Raw genomic sequence first — 16,741 nt, 5'->3', positions numbered from 1 at the left:
CGACGTGGAGCTCACGGAGGTGCGGTCGCAGATCAGCCGTGATTAGCGCTCCGCCGACTCGAGTCCCCGATGGGCTCCTATCGAAGCTGAGGCAAAGTCGACCTGCCAGCAGGTTTGACCGCAATTGAAAGCCGCTCTGCTGGCTGATCAAGATGCCAAATACCAAATGCAGCCAGTTGATGGTCTGCTGACCGACAAGCAAATCATAAATCGGAGTCAGCTTCCGCACTGATAAGGTACCGAGCAAAACGTTATCAGTGGCTGAGGCTGATGTTCTGCAAAATCCGATTCACGAGCGGACCGTCCCGGTGCCGGCCAAACTATCTAACGGACGCCCACGCAGCCACCAATCCTCGAGATCAGCAGCGGTCGCGCAAGTAGCAATTGTCGTCGCCAAGGTCCCAAGGACGGCCAGCTCGGCCAATCTACTCACCTTCGTGACGCGCTCCCCCGCGCCTAGTCGCACATGCCAGTGGTATCCCATGCGGATACACCAGGTTCATTGCAAAACCAGAGTCAGACCGTCCGTCTTGCCTAACCCTTGCAAGCCATTCATTTCAGCAATATGCACGGTGCTTGCGCAGTAATGCCAGCGGAAGCATATGTCGCGGTGCAGCGGCAAGCGTCGGACGTCCTATCACATGCTCGGTGTGGGATAAGTCGCGAACGCGACGCATCTCGACAAGCCGCAGTTGCACGACTATCAATCTGCCAGACCAGCGTCCTGAGGAATGACCGTGACGAAGTCGACCGCGCGCAAGCGCCAATCCGCAACAAACGTCCTGCGCGCAGCTGCGCCAGAGGCGCCCAAGCGCCTGCGGTCGGATGGTAACGTCACCGAAACGACCTATCGAAAGCTTCTGGACCTGATTGAATCGCGGCAGCTTACGCCGGGCGAGGTCATCGAGGAGCGACGGCTCGCGCTTCGCCTCAAGGTGTCGCGCACTCCGCTACGTGCCGGGATCAGCCGTCTGCTCGGCGAGGGCAGGCTGGAGCAGCTTTCGAATGGCTCGGTGATCGTGCGCAACATCGGTATCGCCGAGCTGCTCGAGTTGATTCATCTGCGCCTCATTCTGGAAAGTGAGGCGGCCTCGCTTGCTGCAACGCGTATCGGCCTTGATGTGCTGCAACCGATCAAGGCCAGCCTGGAGAAGATCCTGTCCACCGCCGAGGTCACCAAAGCCAAGCACTGGACGCTGGATGACGAGATTCACGACCAGATTGCGAGCCACTGCGGCAACCGCTCTCTCGCCACGCTGATCGGAGAGACCCGCCGCAAGATCAGGATGTGCAATGTGGAGCGCCGTCCCGAGCGGTTGTTGCCCGCGTGTCGCGAACACCTCGCGATCGTCGATGCCATCATCAAGCGGGACGCAGTAGTGGCGCGCCACGCGATGATCCAGCATCTGACCAACGTCCGCCAGGGGATGCTGGAAACGTTCGGGATTTTCTTGCCCGACAGCCACGGCTGAACGCTGCCGCTGTCAGTTCGCTGACCGGCGCTGGGCAGTTCAGGGTCCGCCGCATTTCGTCCCGGCCTCTCACTCACGATTGCTGCCCTGCGTTGAGGACACGGCTCGCGCCCTTGACAAGGCGATACCTCTAAGCTCCAATGGTATACCACTGGTATTACTGACTTGGTGGGTATCATCATGCATCATTGCCCGGATCAGAGCTTCAATGAACGATTCTCCTTCGCACACAGTGTCGCTCGAGCCGTTGTCCGCCGAGGCCTTTGCTCCTTTCGGCGACGTGGTCTCGCGTCCGACCGGTGAGCGACGGCGCTACCTTCCAACCATGCTGAACCGTGCCGACGAGGCGCAATCATTCTCACTCTGGATCAGCGGCGCGGCCGCGCTCGGACAGCTCCCGCTGCGAGCGACCACACTGGAGCGGCATCCCTATTCGGCCCAGACCTTCGTGCCGCTCGGTTCCACGCGCTATCTGGCCGTCGTCTGCGCAGCGACGCCGGACGGTGATCCTGACCTGGCGACGCTGCGCGGATTCGTCGCCGGTCCCGACCAGATCGTCACCTACGCTCGCAATGTGTGGCATCATCCGATGACCGTGCTTGACGCCCCGATGGAATTCGCGGTGGCGATGGGCGTGACCGGCCAGCAGAACGATGACGTCTTCTTCGGTCTCGATGCCGCCGTCACCATCGTTATGCCTTCGGCAGGTTCGTAGAGGGTAATGGTCATGACTGCGCAATCCGACCAGGATCGCGATTTCATCGGCTACGGACGCAATCCGCCTGATCCAAGATGGCCTGGCGGCGCTCGCCTCGCGCTCAACATCTGCGTCAATTACGAAGAGGGATCGGAGGCTTCGTTTGCCGATGGCGACGGTGTCACGGAGGCGGCGCTGACGGAGGGCGGCGGAGGAGGCTTTGAAGGGCGCGATCTCGCCGCGGAATCGATGTTCGAGTATGGCAGCCGTGTCGGTTTCTGGCGGTTGATCCGGTTACTCTCCGAGCGCGGCATGACGTCCACCGTCATGGGCTGTGCCCTTGCGCTGGAGCGCAACCCGGAGGCGGCCGCTGCCATCCGCGAGCTTGGGTACGATGTGTGCGCCCATGGTTGGCGCTGGGAGCGGCATCAACATCTAGGCGAGGACGAGGAGCGCGAGCGGATCCGCAGGACAGTGGCAAGCCTGGCCCGGACGACCAGCGAGCGACCGCTCGGTTGGTATTGCCGCTACGGCGCTGGCGTGAACACCCGCCGGCTGGTGGCCGAGGAGGGCGGCTTCCTCTACGATTCCGACGCCTACAATGACGAGTTGCCGTACTGGACGACGGTGGTCGGCAAGCCCCACCTGGTCGTCCCCTATGGTCTTGTCAACAACGACGCCAAGTTCATCCGCGGCGCGATGACGACCGCCGACGACTTCTTCGTCTATCTGAAAGACGCCTTCGACATGCTCTATGCCGAAGGCGCGACCGCGCCGAAGATGATGTCGGTCGGCCTCCACACCCGGATCGTTGGCCATCCGGGCCGGGCTGCAGGTCTCGCCCGCTTTCTTGACCACGTTGCCACGCGTGACGCGGTGTGGGTGTGCCGACGCCTCGACATTGCCCGGCATTGGATTGCCACCCATCCCGCACAGCCCAGAAAGTCTTGATCCATGGAAGGACCCGACCGATGACGCTCCGATCGAAGCTTCTTGCAATCACGCTGCTCGTGGCCGGGGTCCAGGCCGCGGGCTGGATCGAAGCTCATGCCCAGGAGGCAGATCACCCGTCCGACAAGCCGCTGGTTGTCGCGTCCGATTTCGGTGTCGCACCATGGATGGTGCGAGGCACGAACGGTCCTGAAGGCTTCGGCGTGGATCTGATCAACGAGATCGGCAAGGAACTCGGCCGTCCGAAGGTGGAGATCGTGGATATCAACTTCTCTGGACTCTTTGCGGCATTGTTTGCCAAGCGGGTCGAATTCCTGGTCAACCCGCTGAATCTGACCGCCGAACGCTCGGAGCGAATGCTCTATACAGAGCCGCTATTCACCACCGGAAACGGGTTTCTGGTTCGCACCGCCGACGAGATGAAGAGCTTTGAGGATCTCAAGGGCAAGGCGGTGGCAGTGAACCGCGGCACCATCTCGGACACCTGGGCAACCGCGAATGCCGAGAAGTATGGGTTCGAGGTACAGCGTTACGACACCTTTCCGGACAGCGTGCAGGCCGTGCTGACCCGGCGCGCATTCACCGCGCTGAACGAAATCCCCACAACCGTGTACGCCGCCAGCCAGAACAAGGCGATCAAGGTCGGCTACAAGGACTTCAACGGTCGCAACTTCGCCTATGCGTTCCGCCTGGAGGACACCGAGTATCGCAACAAGGTCGAGAGCGTGATCGAATGCATGAAACTCGACGGGCGGCTGCGCAAGCTGCATGAGAAGTGGTACGGGGCCACTCCAGATGCCGGCTCGGCAATCGAAACAGTGTATTTCGGCTACGGGCCTCCCGGATTCAAGGGCTTCGAGCCGGCCGCCCATATTCCGGCGTGCAAGAAGTAGCCGGCACCGCAGCCGGATCGCAAGAGCGGTCCGGCCGCCACTTGGTGACAGCCGATGGATCGCATTCTCGAGTACTATTTCAATCCGAAGGTCGTCACGCTCGCGCTTCCGGACGTGCTGGCGGGATTTCGTGTGACGGTCGCCGTAGCGCTGCTGATTATCCTGTTCGGCATCGCGACGGGGTTGCTGCTGGCGCTATTGCGTTGTGCCAATTCGCGACCGTTGAATGCGTTGATCGTTGTTTACGTGGACCTGCTGCGGACGCTGCCGCAGCTCGTCATCATCGTGTTCATCTATTTCGGTCTGCCGTATGTGGGGGTCACCCTCTCGCCGTTCGTGACCACGGTGCTTTCGCTGGCAATGGTGCTGTCGGCGTTCAGTACCGAGATATTCTGGTCGGCGATCATGGCGGTGCCCCGCGGCCAGTGGGATGCCGCGAGCGCTCTCGGGTTTGGGCGGGTTCGAACGTTGCTGCAGATCATCCTGCCTCAGGCCTTCCGGCTGTCGGTGCCACTTCTGACCAACCGGGCGATCTCGATCAGCAAGGGCACCGCGCTGGGCACCGCGGTGTCGTTGCCGGAGACGCTGGGGCAGGCGCAGAGCGTAACTGCGATGGTCGCAAATCCCTCGCCACTGACGCTCGCCGCGGCCTTCTACCTGCTGTTCTTTCTTCCGCTCGTGGTCGCCAGCCGCTGGATCGAGTGGCGATCAGCGCAGGGACGTTAGGGGAAGATCATGCAGGCTCTGCTGGACAATTTTGCCGACATCGACGCGTTGATGCGAGTCTACCCGCTACTCCTGCAGGGCTTACTCTACACCCTCGCCCTGGCGCTGATGGCGCTGCCGCTCGGCTTGCTGCTGGGTCTATGCATCGCTGTGGCCTACAGCTTCCACCATCGCTGGATGAACGTTGCCCTGCTGGTCTATATCGATGTCTTCCGGGCGTTCCCGGTGGTCGTGCTGCTCATTCTGGTGTTCTACGGCCTGCCGTTCCTCGGGTTGACGCTGGGCGGATTTGCTGCCGCCGTTGTTGCGATCGTGCTCAACAACTCCGGCTACTATGGTGAGATTTTTCGCGCGGGCATCGAGTCCGTGCCTCGCGGTCAGTACGAGGCGGCGCGCGCGTTGGGCTTCAAGCCGTTGCATGTCGTGGTCTACATCGTCCTGCCGCAGGCCGTACGCAATGTGCTGGCGCCGCTTGCCAGCAATTCGCTGGAGTTGATCAAGACCACCTCGATCGGTGCGCTGGTTGCACTGCCCGAACTGCTGCGCTCGGCGCGTGTCGCTCAGGAGCAGACCTACAATCCGACGCCGCTGATGGCGGCTGCGGTGATCTTCTTCGTCTTGCTGTATCCGATTGCGCGTTGGGTGGCGCGTCTGGAGCGGCAGGCCCTTGCGGCACGGTAAGCCATGGCCACGCTGATCACCGGTGGTGCAGGATTCATCGGACTTGCGCTGGCGGAGCGTCTGCTGGCGGCAGGGCAACGCGTCGTGCTATTCGACTTGCCGGCGGCTTCGACGGAGTTGCTCGCGCGACCCGAGCTCGCGGGCGCGGTCTATGTCAACGGCGATGTTACGGTCCAATCCGATCTCGATGCGGCACTCGCTGCCGCGCCGATCGACCGGGTGGTTCACGCGGCTGCGGTGACACCGAACGAGCAGCGCGAACGCAAGGATGCTCGTCGGATCGTCGACATCAACATCGGCGGTACCGTCAACCTGATGGAGCGTGCGATCGCGCACGGCGGAATTCGACGTATTGTTGTGGTGAGCTCTGTTGCCGTCTACGGGTTTTCTGCACCTGCCCCCTCCGGCTGTTTTGAGGAGGAGATCAGTCATCCGGCGCCAGCCGCACTCTACGGGATCAGCAAGCTTGCGGCGGAACAGGCGGCGATCAGGATCGCGCATCTCCACGGCTGTGACACGCGGATCGTCCGGCTCGGCCCGGTCTATGGTCCCTGGGAATGGCCGACAGAGGTGCGCGATGCGCTCAGCCCGCACCACCAGGTCCTGCAGGCGCTCAAGTCCGGTCGCGAGGTAGTGCTGCCGCGTGCGATGCGTGCCGATTGGATCTACTCGCGCGATGCCGCCGCCGGCATCGCTGCAGTCGCCATGGATGCGGCCCCGCGCCATGCGATCTATCACGTCGGTGGCGGTTGCCTGTCAGACCTGCAGGACTGGTGCCGCGCGCTGGCAAGCCGCTTTCCGGATTTCCGTTGGCGGTACGGCGCATCGGGCGAGACCTCCAACATTGTCTACAATCTGCCTGCCGATCGCGCGCCATTGAGCACCGCGCGACTTGCCCGCGACACCGGCTTCAGCCCGGCCTTTCCGGTCAACGAGGCGGCCGCTGACTATTTATCTTGGATGAAACTTAACGGCAGGGCTTCCGGGGGAGCGTGATGACCGGGCGACTACTTGGCAAATCGATCGTGATCACAGGGGCATCGTCCGGCATTGGGCGCGCGATCGCCTTCCGCTTTGCCGCCGAAGGTGCACGGCTGGTGCTCGCCGATGTCACCACTGACGTACGTGAAGGTGGTGTTCCGACTATCGATCGGCTCCGGGCGGTCGGGCGCGAGGCAGAGTTCATCCGCACCGACGTGTCGTCCGAAAGCGAAACTCAAAAGGCGGTTGCGCTGGCTGTGGAGAGATTCGGGCGGCTCGATGGTCTAGTCAACAATGCAGCCATCGGGATCGGCAAGCCCTTGCTCGAGACCAGCGTTGACGAGTGGAACCGCGCCTTTGCGGTCAATCTCACCGGCGTATTCTTGATGAGCAAGGCTGCCGTCGCAGCAATGCTAAAGCAGGAGGCCCGCAACGGCGTGCGCGGCCGTATTGTCAACATCTCATCTCAACACGGCATGATCGCCTGTCCGGAGGATATCGCCTACGGCACCTCGAAGGCCGGCGTAGTCTACATCACCCGGCAAATCGCCGCCGACTATGCGCGAGATCATGTCATCTGCAATGCGGTGGCGCCCGGCAAGATCGTGACGGGCAAGCCGGGTCGCGCCGCAGAAGCACGCTGGATGGACTATTCACGCAGCCGCACGCCGATGCCGCGCCTGGGCGCGCCCGAGGACGTCGCCGGGGCCGCGCTTTTTCTGGCCTCGGACGATGCAACCTTCATCACAGGTGAGAACATTCTTGTCGATGGCGGCTGGATGGCCGCGTGAGTCCTGGAGATCCCCATGATGAGCAAACCTGATTTGACAAGTGCCGCCGTAGCCGCGCCAATCATCGAGATGTCGGGGGTCAGCAAGTGGTACGGTAGCACTCAAGTGCTGAAGGACATCAACTTCCGCGTCGCGCGCGGCGAGCGCGTGGTGGTCTGCGGTCCTTCCGGGTCCGGAAAATCAACGATGATTCGCTGCATCAACCGGCTCGAGGAGCACCGCGACGGCAAAATCATCGTCAACGGCGTTGAACTTGATCACACCACGAAAAATGTGGACGTGGTGCGCCGCGATGTCGGAATGGTGTTCCAGCAGTTCAACCTGTTTCCGCATCTCACCGTACTGCAGAATTTGATGATCGGGCCAGTCAAGATCCGCAAGATCCCAAAGCCGGAGGCGGAAGCGACGGCAAGGCAGTATCTGGAACGGGTGCGGATCGTCGAGCATGCGGACAAGTATCCAAGCCAGCTCTCGGGGGGACAACAGCAGCGCGTTGCGATTGCGCGGGCGCTCTGTATGAAGCCGAAGGTCATGCTGTTCGACGAGCCAACGTCGGCTCTGGATCCAGAGATGGTCCAGGAGGTTCTCGACGTGATGGTCTCACTCGCGCGCGAAGGGATGACGATGGTATGTGTAACCCACGAGATGGGCTTTGCGCGAAGCGTTTCGGACAGAGTGGTGTTCATGGACGCTGGCGCGATTATAGAAGAGGGCCTGCCTCACCAGTTCTTCTCGGATCCTAAGCACGAGCGCACCCGCGCGTTCCTGAAGCAAATCATGCACTAGGGCTGAGTCGCACAGTCGGATGGGACCGACGCGGAGAAAGGTTGGGGAGCGTCTATGGCGATAGGGGCGATCGCGTCAATTATTGGAACCGGTCTCGCTGCCACAGCGGAGTAGTAGGCCAACCATGCGTTGGTTGCTAAATCGATCTGCATCCGGTATTTGCGTCACCTTCCCATCCTTCCGTTCTGCATAGCGGTAATGATTGAAGAACTAAATCTCGAAGATTGGGCCTGGCAACTTTCGACCGAGGTGTACCGTCTCAATCTGTATAGCCACCTTACGGGGCAAGCAGAGCTAAATCGAATATCGGTCACCGAAGAAGAATTGGAAAGAGCAATCCGCGACAGTTTCACTCAAGTGAACGAGGCCGCCTACCGCGAAATGGTCAAGTTGGCGACGGAGGCGGCCCTCGAAACCTACGATCGGGTCGTATCGTCCACCATCAAACGGTCGCGCGTCCGGCTACGCAGCTGAACTTACCTTTTGCGCACTCGGAAAATCCCAAGCTCAACTCGATAGCGCTCGTTACGGTTGCTGCGTGTCGCGGCCGGTGTACGGCTCGGACTGCTGCGGCTTCACTTGATTTTGTTCGACGAGACTTCGTTTTCATAGTTCTGATAGGAACGGCCGGTCACCTCAGAAAGGAAGTCAGTGCCTGCGTATCAGCACGCGGGGGCTGTCTCGGCGCGCCCCTCATAGTCCAGCAAGCGCCTTAGGCCGACACGCATCGTGTCGGTGATCATTGTTTGAGCCGCCCTGAGTACAATCCGCGCAGCGCCCAAATATTCTTTGGCCGGCATTTGGCCTCAAGGCTGAAGCGGTTGCTGGCTGATGCCATGCTGGACAATGCAGCGCTGAAGGACTTGTTGGGAAAGAAGTGGTGACGCCCGCGGGGAAGCGGAAAGCTGTCGCGCATCTCGTGGATGCCCACGGGATGAGCGAACGGCGGGCGTGTAAAGCCATCGGCTGTTGCCGCATGACCATCAGATACCAGACGTCCCGGGCGGATGATGCCGCCCTGCGCCAACGCATGAGGGCGCTCGCCCAGGAGCGCCGTCGCTTCGGCTATCGGCGCCTGCATGTTCTGCTCAAGCGGGAGGGCTATCGGATCAACCACAAGAAACTCTTCCGGCTCTACCGGGAAGAGAGGCTCGCGGTTCGTCGCCGTGGCGGCCGCAAGCGGGCGATCGGGACCCGAGCGCCGATGACAGTGCCGATGGCGCCGAACGACCGCTGGTCGCTCGACTTCGTCTCGGATCAGCTCACCGACGGCCGCCGCTTCCGCATCCTGACCGTGGTCGATGATTGCACCCGCGAGTGCCTGGCGCTTGTGGCCGACACCTCGCTCTCGGGCGCCCGGGTCGCGCGGGAACTGGACCGGCTGGTGATGGAACGGAGCAAGCCGACGCAGTGATGTCTGATCTGGAAGGTGGATCGCCCGTAGATCCAATTGGCTTGCGGTCGCTCGTGGATGGCTAAAAGGCCCACTGACAATACGTGTTTTCGAATTCTTACGCATTGACGGCTGGACCTTGTCGGCATGGACAGGTCTCGATCGTCCTTAGGTGGACTTGCGGACGTGCTGTAGATCGACCCAACACAAGAAAGCGATTACCTCGAGCCGTTGAACTGGAGCAATACCCATGAGAATCACCGTCACAGCCAATGTAGCGGCCACGATCGATCAGGTCTGGCGTGCCTATACGACGCCGGCCGACATCGTGAAGTGGAACGCCGCGTCCGACGACTGGCATACGACCAGGGCTACGGTCGACCTGCGCGATGGTGGCGCCTTCTCGTCCCGCATGGAGGCCAAGGACGGCAGCATGGGCTTCGATTTCGCCGGCACCTACACGAAGATCGTTGACCACGAGCGGATTGAATATGCGTTCGGCGATCGAAAGGCCGAAGTCGAGTTCCTGCCCGGCCCGAAGCGCGTTCTCGTCCGCGTTGTCTTCGATAGCGAACCGACCCACTCAGTCGAGCAGCAGCAGGGCGGTTGGCAGGCAATCCTCGATAACTTCGCGCGATACGTGGAGCTGAAGGAGAAGGCGTGAAGGTGTGCGAGGGCTAGAGATGGCAGTCTCTGACGGGTGTCTTCGGTTTCCGCGGAGCACCTGACAAAAACTGAATGGGGAACGGTCGGCTTAGGATCACAGGCGGCAATGCCCTCTTTTCTGTCGCGCGTAATCAGAGGTGTTGTTAGAGGAACTGCAACGTCGTTCTAACGCGCTAGGGAGCAGGGGCGCATTTCATCGGCCATCAATCTGACCTGCTTCGATGACGAAGGCGCAAAACGGCAGGCTCAGCAGTTGCTGGACGGATAGGATGTCGAGTTGTGGCAGCTTGACCGGCGGTCGCATTTTTCGAGTCGAAGACCACGCCTTTGGACAGGTAGCATCTCTCCTACCCGTAAAAGAACTGAGTGCCCACTAAAGACTTTGACCAGATTGGGCTCAGACTAGGCTGACATTGCTGCGGGAGCAATGCCGCCTATCTTTGAGACAGAAGGCTGTCCGATGTGCGACAGGCCATGAAAGCTGCGCCGTCCGTGTCGGAGGAGGTGGAGTATCGCTGCGCCACTTGCGACGAAAGCGATCCGATGAAATCTGCGATCGTTCGCGGGTGGATCGAAAGTCCCCTGAAGCCACCCGAGGAATAGCACCCCGACATTGATCTGTGTCATCATCGCCGCGAGCGGGCGATTGATGCTGTCGCAATGACTGGGATGATATTCCCGCTGCCCTTCAACGCATGAATTCGTGCAGCACTGGGTTGATGACGACCGAAACGCGGCCGGGGACTCGTTCGTGATGGTGAAATGCCCGGCCAGCGGCAAGATTCATTTCATCTGTCGGGCGACGCACAAGCTGTTGGGCCACGAGAACGAATCCTGCGGGTTGCGGCATTGCACTCTCTTCGATGACTCGAAGCAGAACGTGTGCGCAGACGGAACCAAATCGAACCTCGTTAACTTTGTGAAGGGAAGGCACGCAAAGGAGCGGCCATGGTAGTCGGTTTTTCCTCCACGGAAGTCAATCCAGCGGGCGATCGGCGGTGTCCCGATTGCGACGGTCCGCTCCGGCTCCTCCAAACCCTCCTTCATACCGTGCACGGCAACACCGTTCGCGTCTTCGAGTGCGGGGCTTGCACAAAGCTGGTCTGGGACGAGTAGGGCAGGTTAGCGCAAGGGAGTAACGCCATGAGTGAGGCTATCCGCAATGCAACCGCCGATCCCCCGATCATTACTGTGGGCGATCTCATCGATGAACTCTGCCGATTGCCGGATACAGCTCTCGTTAGTTTCCACTGCCCAATGCTCGATCATGAACTTACATTCTACCATGTTCGAAAGCGATCAAAGGACCTGGTCGAGATTGAAGTCAATGCATATCCGGGCGGATCGGCCAAGGCCGCCTGAGAATTGGCAACTTGTGTGCGGGCTCACCGGGAACGATCATCCGGTTACGCCATTAACATCTGAGACCGTCGCCCGCTGTTCCAACAAACAGCGCACGTTGCGGGATAGCCAAAGGTCGTTGACGCAAGGACCCGCTGTCTAGAAACAAGCGCCCGCGCAGATAGCCAAAGGCAACGGTCTCCGCCTCTCTTCAAAAGGAGTTCAGGTTCGTGGGCAGAGCTGGAAGCCCAACTGACCGTTTGACCAGGCTCGCGGGACCGAGAGATGCGCAACATCAACATTGACCAGACACACAGCCGGGCAATCGCCCGCGAGATTGGTGAGCGACTGCGCGGACTGCTGAGAGAGGAAACCGAACTGCCCTCGAGTCTCAAAAGGCGGATGCAGAAATTGCGCGAGCTCGACGAACGCCGTCCATTGTTCCCAGCGGAAACGAGCGGTTCTCGTAACCAACACGCGACTGCTCGCACAGATCAGCTAAAATGGGAGTGAGTATTAGCGCGCTGCTGCGCGCCTCTACGCGGTTCGAAGCGTCATGCCGCTTGGTGTTCGGGGATTGTCGAACTTAAGTTCGTTGAATTAATTCAGGTGACGGCTGCAAACAGGCGCACGGGCTCGGAAAGACCCTTAAGCTCGGCTGGTCCCTGATCGACGAACTTGAGGCCAGCACCTGCGACCAGGTCTTTCACCGTGCTCGAGGCCAGAACTTCGCTCGCTTTCGCATGCTGAGCTACCCGTGCTGCGATGTGCACAGCAATGCCGCCCACATCGTCGCCCATCATTTCGACCTCACCAGTATGCACGCCGGCCCGTACTTCGAGATCGAGCGGCCGCACCGCGCTGACGATCCCCTGGGCGCAGCGGACAGCGCGCGCAGGACCATCGAACAGCGCCAGGAATCCATCGCCTGTCGATTTGATCTCGCGTCCGCGATGCCGCTTCAGCTCCGAACGCACCACCGCATGATGCGCTTCCAGAGTTGAACGCCACTGCCTGTCGCCCACCAGCGAGGCCTTCTTTGTCGACTCGACGATATCGGTGAACAGCACGGTCGAGAGCACGCGATCAACATCGACGGCAGCGGGGGAGACACCCATGAATCGTCTGATCTCCTCGACAAGCCGATCCTGATCTCCTGACCATGGGAGGTGATCGCTACCCGGTAGCTCAATATAGCGCGCTTGAGAAATCCGCTCTGAAAGCTCGCGGCCGGCGAGTGCTCGAATGCGTACGTCGTCGCGCCGATGCATGACGAGCGTAGGAACACGGATCGACGGCAGGACGGCCGTTACGTCGATTTCGCGGTTCATGCGCATCAGGTTGATGACGTCGGAGGGACTGGCCGCCAAGCGCTCGAACTTGGCAAAGCGCTCCATGGCCCCTGGAATTGCGGCTGTCGACGGCGAGAAACTGGGCAGACTGTTGCCGGTACCCCAGTTGGACCGGATGTCGCGCTCCAAGGCTGCAAAATCGTCAAATGGGACGGAGGCGCCCACCGTGCGCGCATACGTGCCGAACAGGATGAGGCCGGCGACTCGTTCAGGATAGGTCGCTGCGAACAGGATCGACATCGGCCCGCCCTCCGAGACACCGAATAAGTAGGCCCTCTTGGAACCGGAGGCGTCGAGCACGGCGCGGATATCGTCGATCCTTTCATCGAGATGCGGGACACCGACGCCACGATCGCTGAGACCGGTGCCGCGTTTGTCGAACCGGATCAGTCGGGAGAACGAGCCGACCTCGTTAAGGAAGCGCGCGACAGTGGGATTCTCCCACGCCTGCTCGAGATGCGATACAAAGCCCGGCGTCATGAGCAAATCCGGACCGTCCTGTCCGGATATTTGGTAGGCGACGAAGACCTCGCCGCTGGTCACATAGCGCGTCTCGACAACCATGGCTTTCCGCCGGTTTAGCCCGCTGCGTAGCCTACGGCTAACGGCCAAGCAGTGCAATTGATTGGAACAAACTCATCGACCGTATGGCGATGGCCTGAGGCTGCCCATGTTCGCTAAGAGTCCGCGGCCCACCAGCCGGAGCCTTTCGAAGGCCGGCTTTGGGTCACCAGCGCAGCTTGAGCACCGCGCTGCCTGCTTCCGATCCAAATTGATGAGCCGACAACATGGCTGCTTCCCGGGACTACGCCTTAGGGCCACAAGCGCTCATTCCGACCTCTGCCTAGCATTGTCGCGCGGTAGGGTAATGATGAACTCGGTGAATTCGCCCAGCTTGGTCTGAACGTCAATCCTGCCGCCGTGCTGCTTTACAATGATGTCATGAGCCATCGAGAGGCCGAGTCCTGTTCCTTCCCCGGTCGGTTTAGTGGTGAAGAAAGGATTGAAGATCTTTTCTCGGACCTCGGGTGGGATGCCGGTACCGTTGTCCCAGATTCGGATTTCGACCGTCTTCCCGAGATTTCTAGTGGTAGCAGTGAGAACCGGCTCAAAGGCCTGGTCTCCTGTCTCTACCTTTCGCCTGCTCAACGCGTAAAATCCGTTGGCGATCAAATTTAGGAGGACGCGCGTGATCTCTTGTGGGAATGCCTCGACGATGCCGGCCTCGGGATCGAGCTCGCGTTTGAGCGTAACATTGAATTGCGGCTTCTCGGCGCGGCAGCCGTGATAGGCGAGGTTGAGGCTCTCTTCAACCAGGGTGTTCACGTCGGTCGGCCGGTGCTCACCGCTGCCTTCGCGCGAATGCAGCAGCATGTTCTTGACGATGGAATCGGCGCGTTTGCCGTGCTGGACGACCTTTTGCAGATTGTCTTTCAAGAGGCGTGTCAACTCATCGACTTCGCCGCGGATATTATCAGTGAGACTGGCGGACTTCAGAATATCCTTGAGCTCGTCTGTTAGCTCGGACGACAGTGCGGCGAAGTTGTTGACGAAGTTGAGGGGGTTCTTGATCTCGTGTGCGATGCCGGCGGTGAGCTGGCCGAGGGAGGCGAGCTTTTCGGTCTGGATCAGCCGGTCCTGCGCGGTGCGGAGGTCCTCGAGTGAGGCGGCAAGTTCTTGGGTGCGGGACTGCACTTCGTCAAAGAGGCGTACGTTCTCGATCGCGATGACGGCCTGGTCGGCGAAGCTCGCAACCAGTTCGATGTGCTTTTCGCTGAACGGCCGGACTTCGCGACGTGCGAGGACAATCGCGCCGACCGGAGTGCCTTCACGCAGCAAGGGCACGCCGAGAAAGCTGCGCGGGTTGCCGCTCAATTCCTGGCCTTCAAAGAAGTAGTCGGGATCTTCCAGCACATCGGTAACATGGACCACCTTGTCGCCGAGCAGAGTCCGGCCCGTGATGGTGCGCTTGTCGGGCTGCACCGGGAGATCTCTTACATATTCAGCGAATTCCCTTGGAAAGCCGTACGAACCGGCCCGGAAGTAAACATTGCCGATCTTGCGAGTGATGGCCCCCATATCGGCTTCGCATAGTCGTGCCGCTGATTCAACCAAGGTATTGAGCACGGCCTGCAAGTCGAAGGCCGAGCGACTGATCACCTTGAGCACATCGGCGGTCGCCGTCTGCTGTTGCAGGGACTCACTCAGATCCTCGGTGCGCTCGCGCAATTCCCTGAGCAATCGAGTGTTCTCGATGGCGATGACAGCCTGCGCAGCAAATTGCTGCAGCAGCGCGATTTGCTTTTTGGAGAAAGGCCGGTTCTCCTGCCGAAAGATCATAATGTTGCCGACCACTCGCTCGTCCTTAACTAGCGGCACCGCTAGTAAGCAGCGTGCGCCGCCGAGGTCGACCAGCGCCCGACGGTTGGACTCGCCGCTTCGATAAGCGTCCGACTCGAGCAGGTCGGCGATTTCGACGAACGCTTCACCCTTCAACAGGCGCGCGGGCGCAGTGGCCGGACCGTAGTTGAGGGGTTGCTTGCGCCGGAACTCATCGTATGCGGCGGGCAAGCCGTAACTGGCCTCGGTGTGGAATTGCCCGCCATCGTAGGTGTTGAGCACGCCGAAATGGGCGCCGCAGAGCTGCATCGCCTTGCTGAGCATCGCGTCAAAGACGGGCGCGAGATCACCGGCCGATCGGCTGATGACGCTTAGCACCTCCGATGTCGCGGTCTGCTGCTCCAGCGACTCGGTCAACTCGTGCGTCCGCGCCTGCACTTCCTCGAACAGGCGGACGTTGCCGATGGCGATCACCGCCTGATCGGCGAAGGTTTGCAGCAAGGAAACCTGCTTCTCGCTGAACGGATGGACCTCCACCCGACGAAGCACGATCGCACCAATGGCTTCGCCATCGCGCAGGAGGGGCGCGCCAAGGAGTGTGTGGCAGCCATCAGCACGCGACATTTCGCGCGCATTCGCGAAGTCGGCTCCTTCGTCAGAAAGAACGTCCTGCACATGTACTGGACGCCGATCGGCCATAGCGCGACCCGAGATCGAGGATCGGTCGTTGGACCAGCGCAGGTGACTCATCGAAATCGGGCCGTGATGGGCGCCCAGCCGCAGTTCGCCGCCGTCCTTCAAGACGAGCACGGCATCATAGGCTTCACAGAGCTCGCAGGCACTCTCAACGATCGCGCTGAGAACTGGCCCGACATCAGTGGGGGAGGAGGCGATGACACGGAGTATGTTGGCGCTGCCTGTCTGATATTGCAGCGCTTCGCTAAGGTCATTCGTGCGCTGGCGTAATTCCTTCAGTAGCCTTGCGTTCTCGATCGCAATGACAGCTTGGGCCGAGAAATTCCGGACCAATTCGATCTGCTTGCTTGCAAAAGGCCGGACCTCACGGCGATAGATCGCGAAGGCACCGACCAGTGTGTCATCCTTGAGCATTGGTACAAGGAGAAGGGTACGCGCTCCAGCGATGTCGACAAGCTCGGAGAATCTTGGGTCGCGATCGATGTAGCTTTGCTCGTTTCTGACGTCCGCAATGTGAAGAACCTCTTTCGTGCGAATGACGCGGTTTAAGGGAACATCCGGATGGGGGTGACGGACCACGCCGCCACGACGTCGCGCCTCAGCATAGGCCGGTGGCGCGCCGTGCAGCGCAGCCGTGGCAAAATTCTCGCCATCGTAAAGAAATAGATTTCCGAACTCGGCGTGACAAAGCCGGAGCGCATTTTCGACCATTGCGTTGAATACCGGCTCCAAATCGCCGGCCGATGAATTGATGACCCGCAGCACTTCGGCTGTGGCTTTCTCCCGCTCGAGCGCCTCGTCGCGCTCGAGCCTTAAGCGTCTTTCCTGGGAGGTCATTGCCGCACGAGCAACGGGCATCGCTTTGGAAGTCGGCGCCTTGTTGCGCGGCGATTTACCTGGTTTGCAGCATGTGCTTAAGCCCCGCTTCATTGTTTTCCTCGGTGCCCAGTCGAAGGTATCCTAACCGTTCAGGCC

Annotated in this window: 15 protein-coding genes and 1 pseudogene; 14 read left to right on the top strand and 2 right to left on the bottom strand. The window is 60.5% G+C overall.

Going from position 1 to position 16,741, the window contains the following annotated elements; genetic code table 11:
- Nucleotides 1–737 precede the first annotated feature (737 nt).
- The 14 genes and pseudogenes from XH85_RS34740 (at nucleotide 738) to XH85_RS34670 (ending at nucleotide 11,891) form a co-directional block, all read left to right on the top strand.
- Nucleotides 738–1,472: a GntR family transcriptional regulator gene (locus tag XH85_RS34740; protein ID WP_208758074.1), complete on the top strand. Its 735-nt coding sequence runs from the start codon at nucleotides 738–740 to the stop codon at nucleotides 1,470–1,472.
- A gap of 208 nt (nucleotides 1,473–1,680) precedes the next feature.
- Nucleotides 1,681–2,187 carry an ureidoglycolate lyase gene (locus tag XH85_RS34735; protein WP_128935478.1) on the top strand — a complete coding sequence of 169 codons (507 nt, stop codon included), beginning with the start codon at nucleotides 1,681–1,683 and terminating at the stop codon, nucleotides 2,185–2,187.
- A gap of 12 nt (nucleotides 2,188–2,199) precedes the next feature.
- The gene (locus XH85_RS34730; RefSeq protein WP_128935477.1) at nucleotides 2,200–3,120 is read left to right on the top strand and encodes a polysaccharide deacetylase family protein; all 921 of its coding nucleotides are present in this window, start codon (nucleotides 2,200–2,202) and stop codon (nucleotides 3,118–3,120) included.
- A 59-nt stretch (nucleotides 3,121–3,179) separates the two neighbouring features.
- The gene (locus tag XH85_RS34725; RefSeq protein WP_164940876.1) at nucleotides 3,180–4,013 is read left to right on the top strand and encodes a substrate-binding periplasmic protein; all 834 of its coding nucleotides are present in this window, start codon (nucleotides 3,180–3,182) and stop codon (nucleotides 4,011–4,013) included.
- 54 nt (nucleotides 4,014–4,067) lie between these two features.
- Nucleotides 4,068–4,739: an amino acid ABC transporter permease gene (locus tag XH85_RS34720; protein WP_128935475.1), complete on the top strand. Its 672-nt coding sequence runs from the start codon at nucleotides 4,068–4,070 to the stop codon at nucleotides 4,737–4,739.
- Nucleotides 4,740–4,748: 9 nt separating this feature from the next.
- Nucleotides 4,749–5,420 (top strand): amino acid ABC transporter permease, encoded by a 672-nt coding sequence (locus XH85_RS34715; RefSeq protein WP_128935474.1) that lies wholly within the window; start codon nucleotides 4,749–4,751, stop codon nucleotides 5,418–5,420.
- A 3-nt stretch (nucleotides 5,421–5,423) separates the two neighbouring features.
- Nucleotides 5,424–6,416, top strand: a complete 993-nt coding sequence (locus XH85_RS34710) for an NAD-dependent epimerase/dehydratase family protein (protein WP_128935473.1) — start codon at nucleotides 5,424–5,426, stop codon at nucleotides 6,414–6,416.
- Entirely contained in the window at nucleotides 6,416–7,192 is a 777-nt protein-coding gene (locus XH85_RS34705) for an SDR family NAD(P)-dependent oxidoreductase (protein ID WP_128937534.1), read from the top strand. Before XH85_RS34710 ends, XH85_RS34705 begins: the two co-directional genes overlap by 1 nt.
- Before the next feature lie 15 nt (nucleotides 7,193–7,207).
- Nucleotides 7,208–7,978 carry an amino acid ABC transporter ATP-binding protein gene (locus XH85_RS34700; RefSeq protein ID WP_276484908.1) on the top strand — a complete coding sequence of 257 codons (771 nt, stop codon included), beginning with the start codon at nucleotides 7,208–7,210 and terminating at the stop codon, nucleotides 7,976–7,978.
- A 198-nt stretch (nucleotides 7,979–8,176) separates the two neighbouring features.
- Nucleotides 8,177–8,452: a hypothetical protein gene (locus XH85_RS34695; protein WP_128935472.1), complete on the top strand. Its 276-nt coding sequence runs from the start codon at nucleotides 8,177–8,179 to the stop codon at nucleotides 8,450–8,452.
- Between the two features lie 332 nt (nucleotides 8,453–8,784).
- A pseudogene (locus XH85_RS34690) lies at nucleotides 8,785–9,383 on the top strand (IS3 family transposase); the annotation flags it as partial.
- Between the two features lie 238 nt (nucleotides 9,384–9,621).
- On the top strand, nucleotides 9,622–10,035 hold the full coding sequence (locus XH85_RS34685; RefSeq protein ID WP_128935471.1) for an SRPBCC family protein: 414 nt from the start codon (nucleotides 9,622–9,624) through the stop codon (nucleotides 10,033–10,035).
- 1,145 nt (nucleotides 10,036–11,180) lie between these two features.
- Entirely contained in the window at nucleotides 11,181–11,399 is a 219-nt protein-coding gene (locus tag XH85_RS34675; RefSeq protein ID WP_245473834.1) for a hypothetical protein, read from the top strand.
- A 264-nt stretch (nucleotides 11,400–11,663) separates the two neighbouring features.
- On the top strand, nucleotides 11,664–11,891 hold the full coding sequence (locus XH85_RS34670) for a hypothetical protein (protein ID WP_128935469.1): 228 nt from the start codon (nucleotides 11,664–11,666) through the stop codon (nucleotides 11,889–11,891).
- A 92-nt stretch (nucleotides 11,892–11,983) separates the two neighbouring features.
- Here the strand turns inward: XH85_RS34670 and XH85_RS34665 are convergent, their stop codons facing one another.
- Together XH85_RS34665 and XH85_RS34660 are read right to left on the bottom strand one after the other, a co-directional pair.
- The gene (locus XH85_RS34665; RefSeq protein ID WP_128935468.1) at nucleotides 11,984–13,294 is read right to left on the bottom strand and encodes an adenylate/guanylate cyclase domain-containing protein; all 1,311 of its coding nucleotides are present in this window, start codon (nucleotides 13,292–13,294) and stop codon (nucleotides 11,984–11,986) included.
- Nucleotides 13,295–13,558: 264 nt separating this feature from the next.
- The gene (locus XH85_RS34660) at nucleotides 13,559–16,696 is read right to left on the bottom strand and encodes a GAF domain-containing protein (protein ID WP_245473833.1); all 3,138 of its coding nucleotides are present in this window, start codon (nucleotides 16,694–16,696) and stop codon (nucleotides 13,559–13,561) included.
- Nucleotides 16,697–16,741: the final 45 nt, after the last annotated feature.

The sequence above is a fragment of the Bradyrhizobium zhanjiangense genome, from assembly GCF_004114935.1.
GTDB lineage: Bacteria > Pseudomonadota > Alphaproteobacteria > Rhizobiales > Xanthobacteraceae > Bradyrhizobium > Bradyrhizobium zhanjiangense.
The sequence above is the reverse complement of the archived record's forward strand: the minus strand, read 5'-3'. Positions and strand labels throughout refer to the sequence as shown.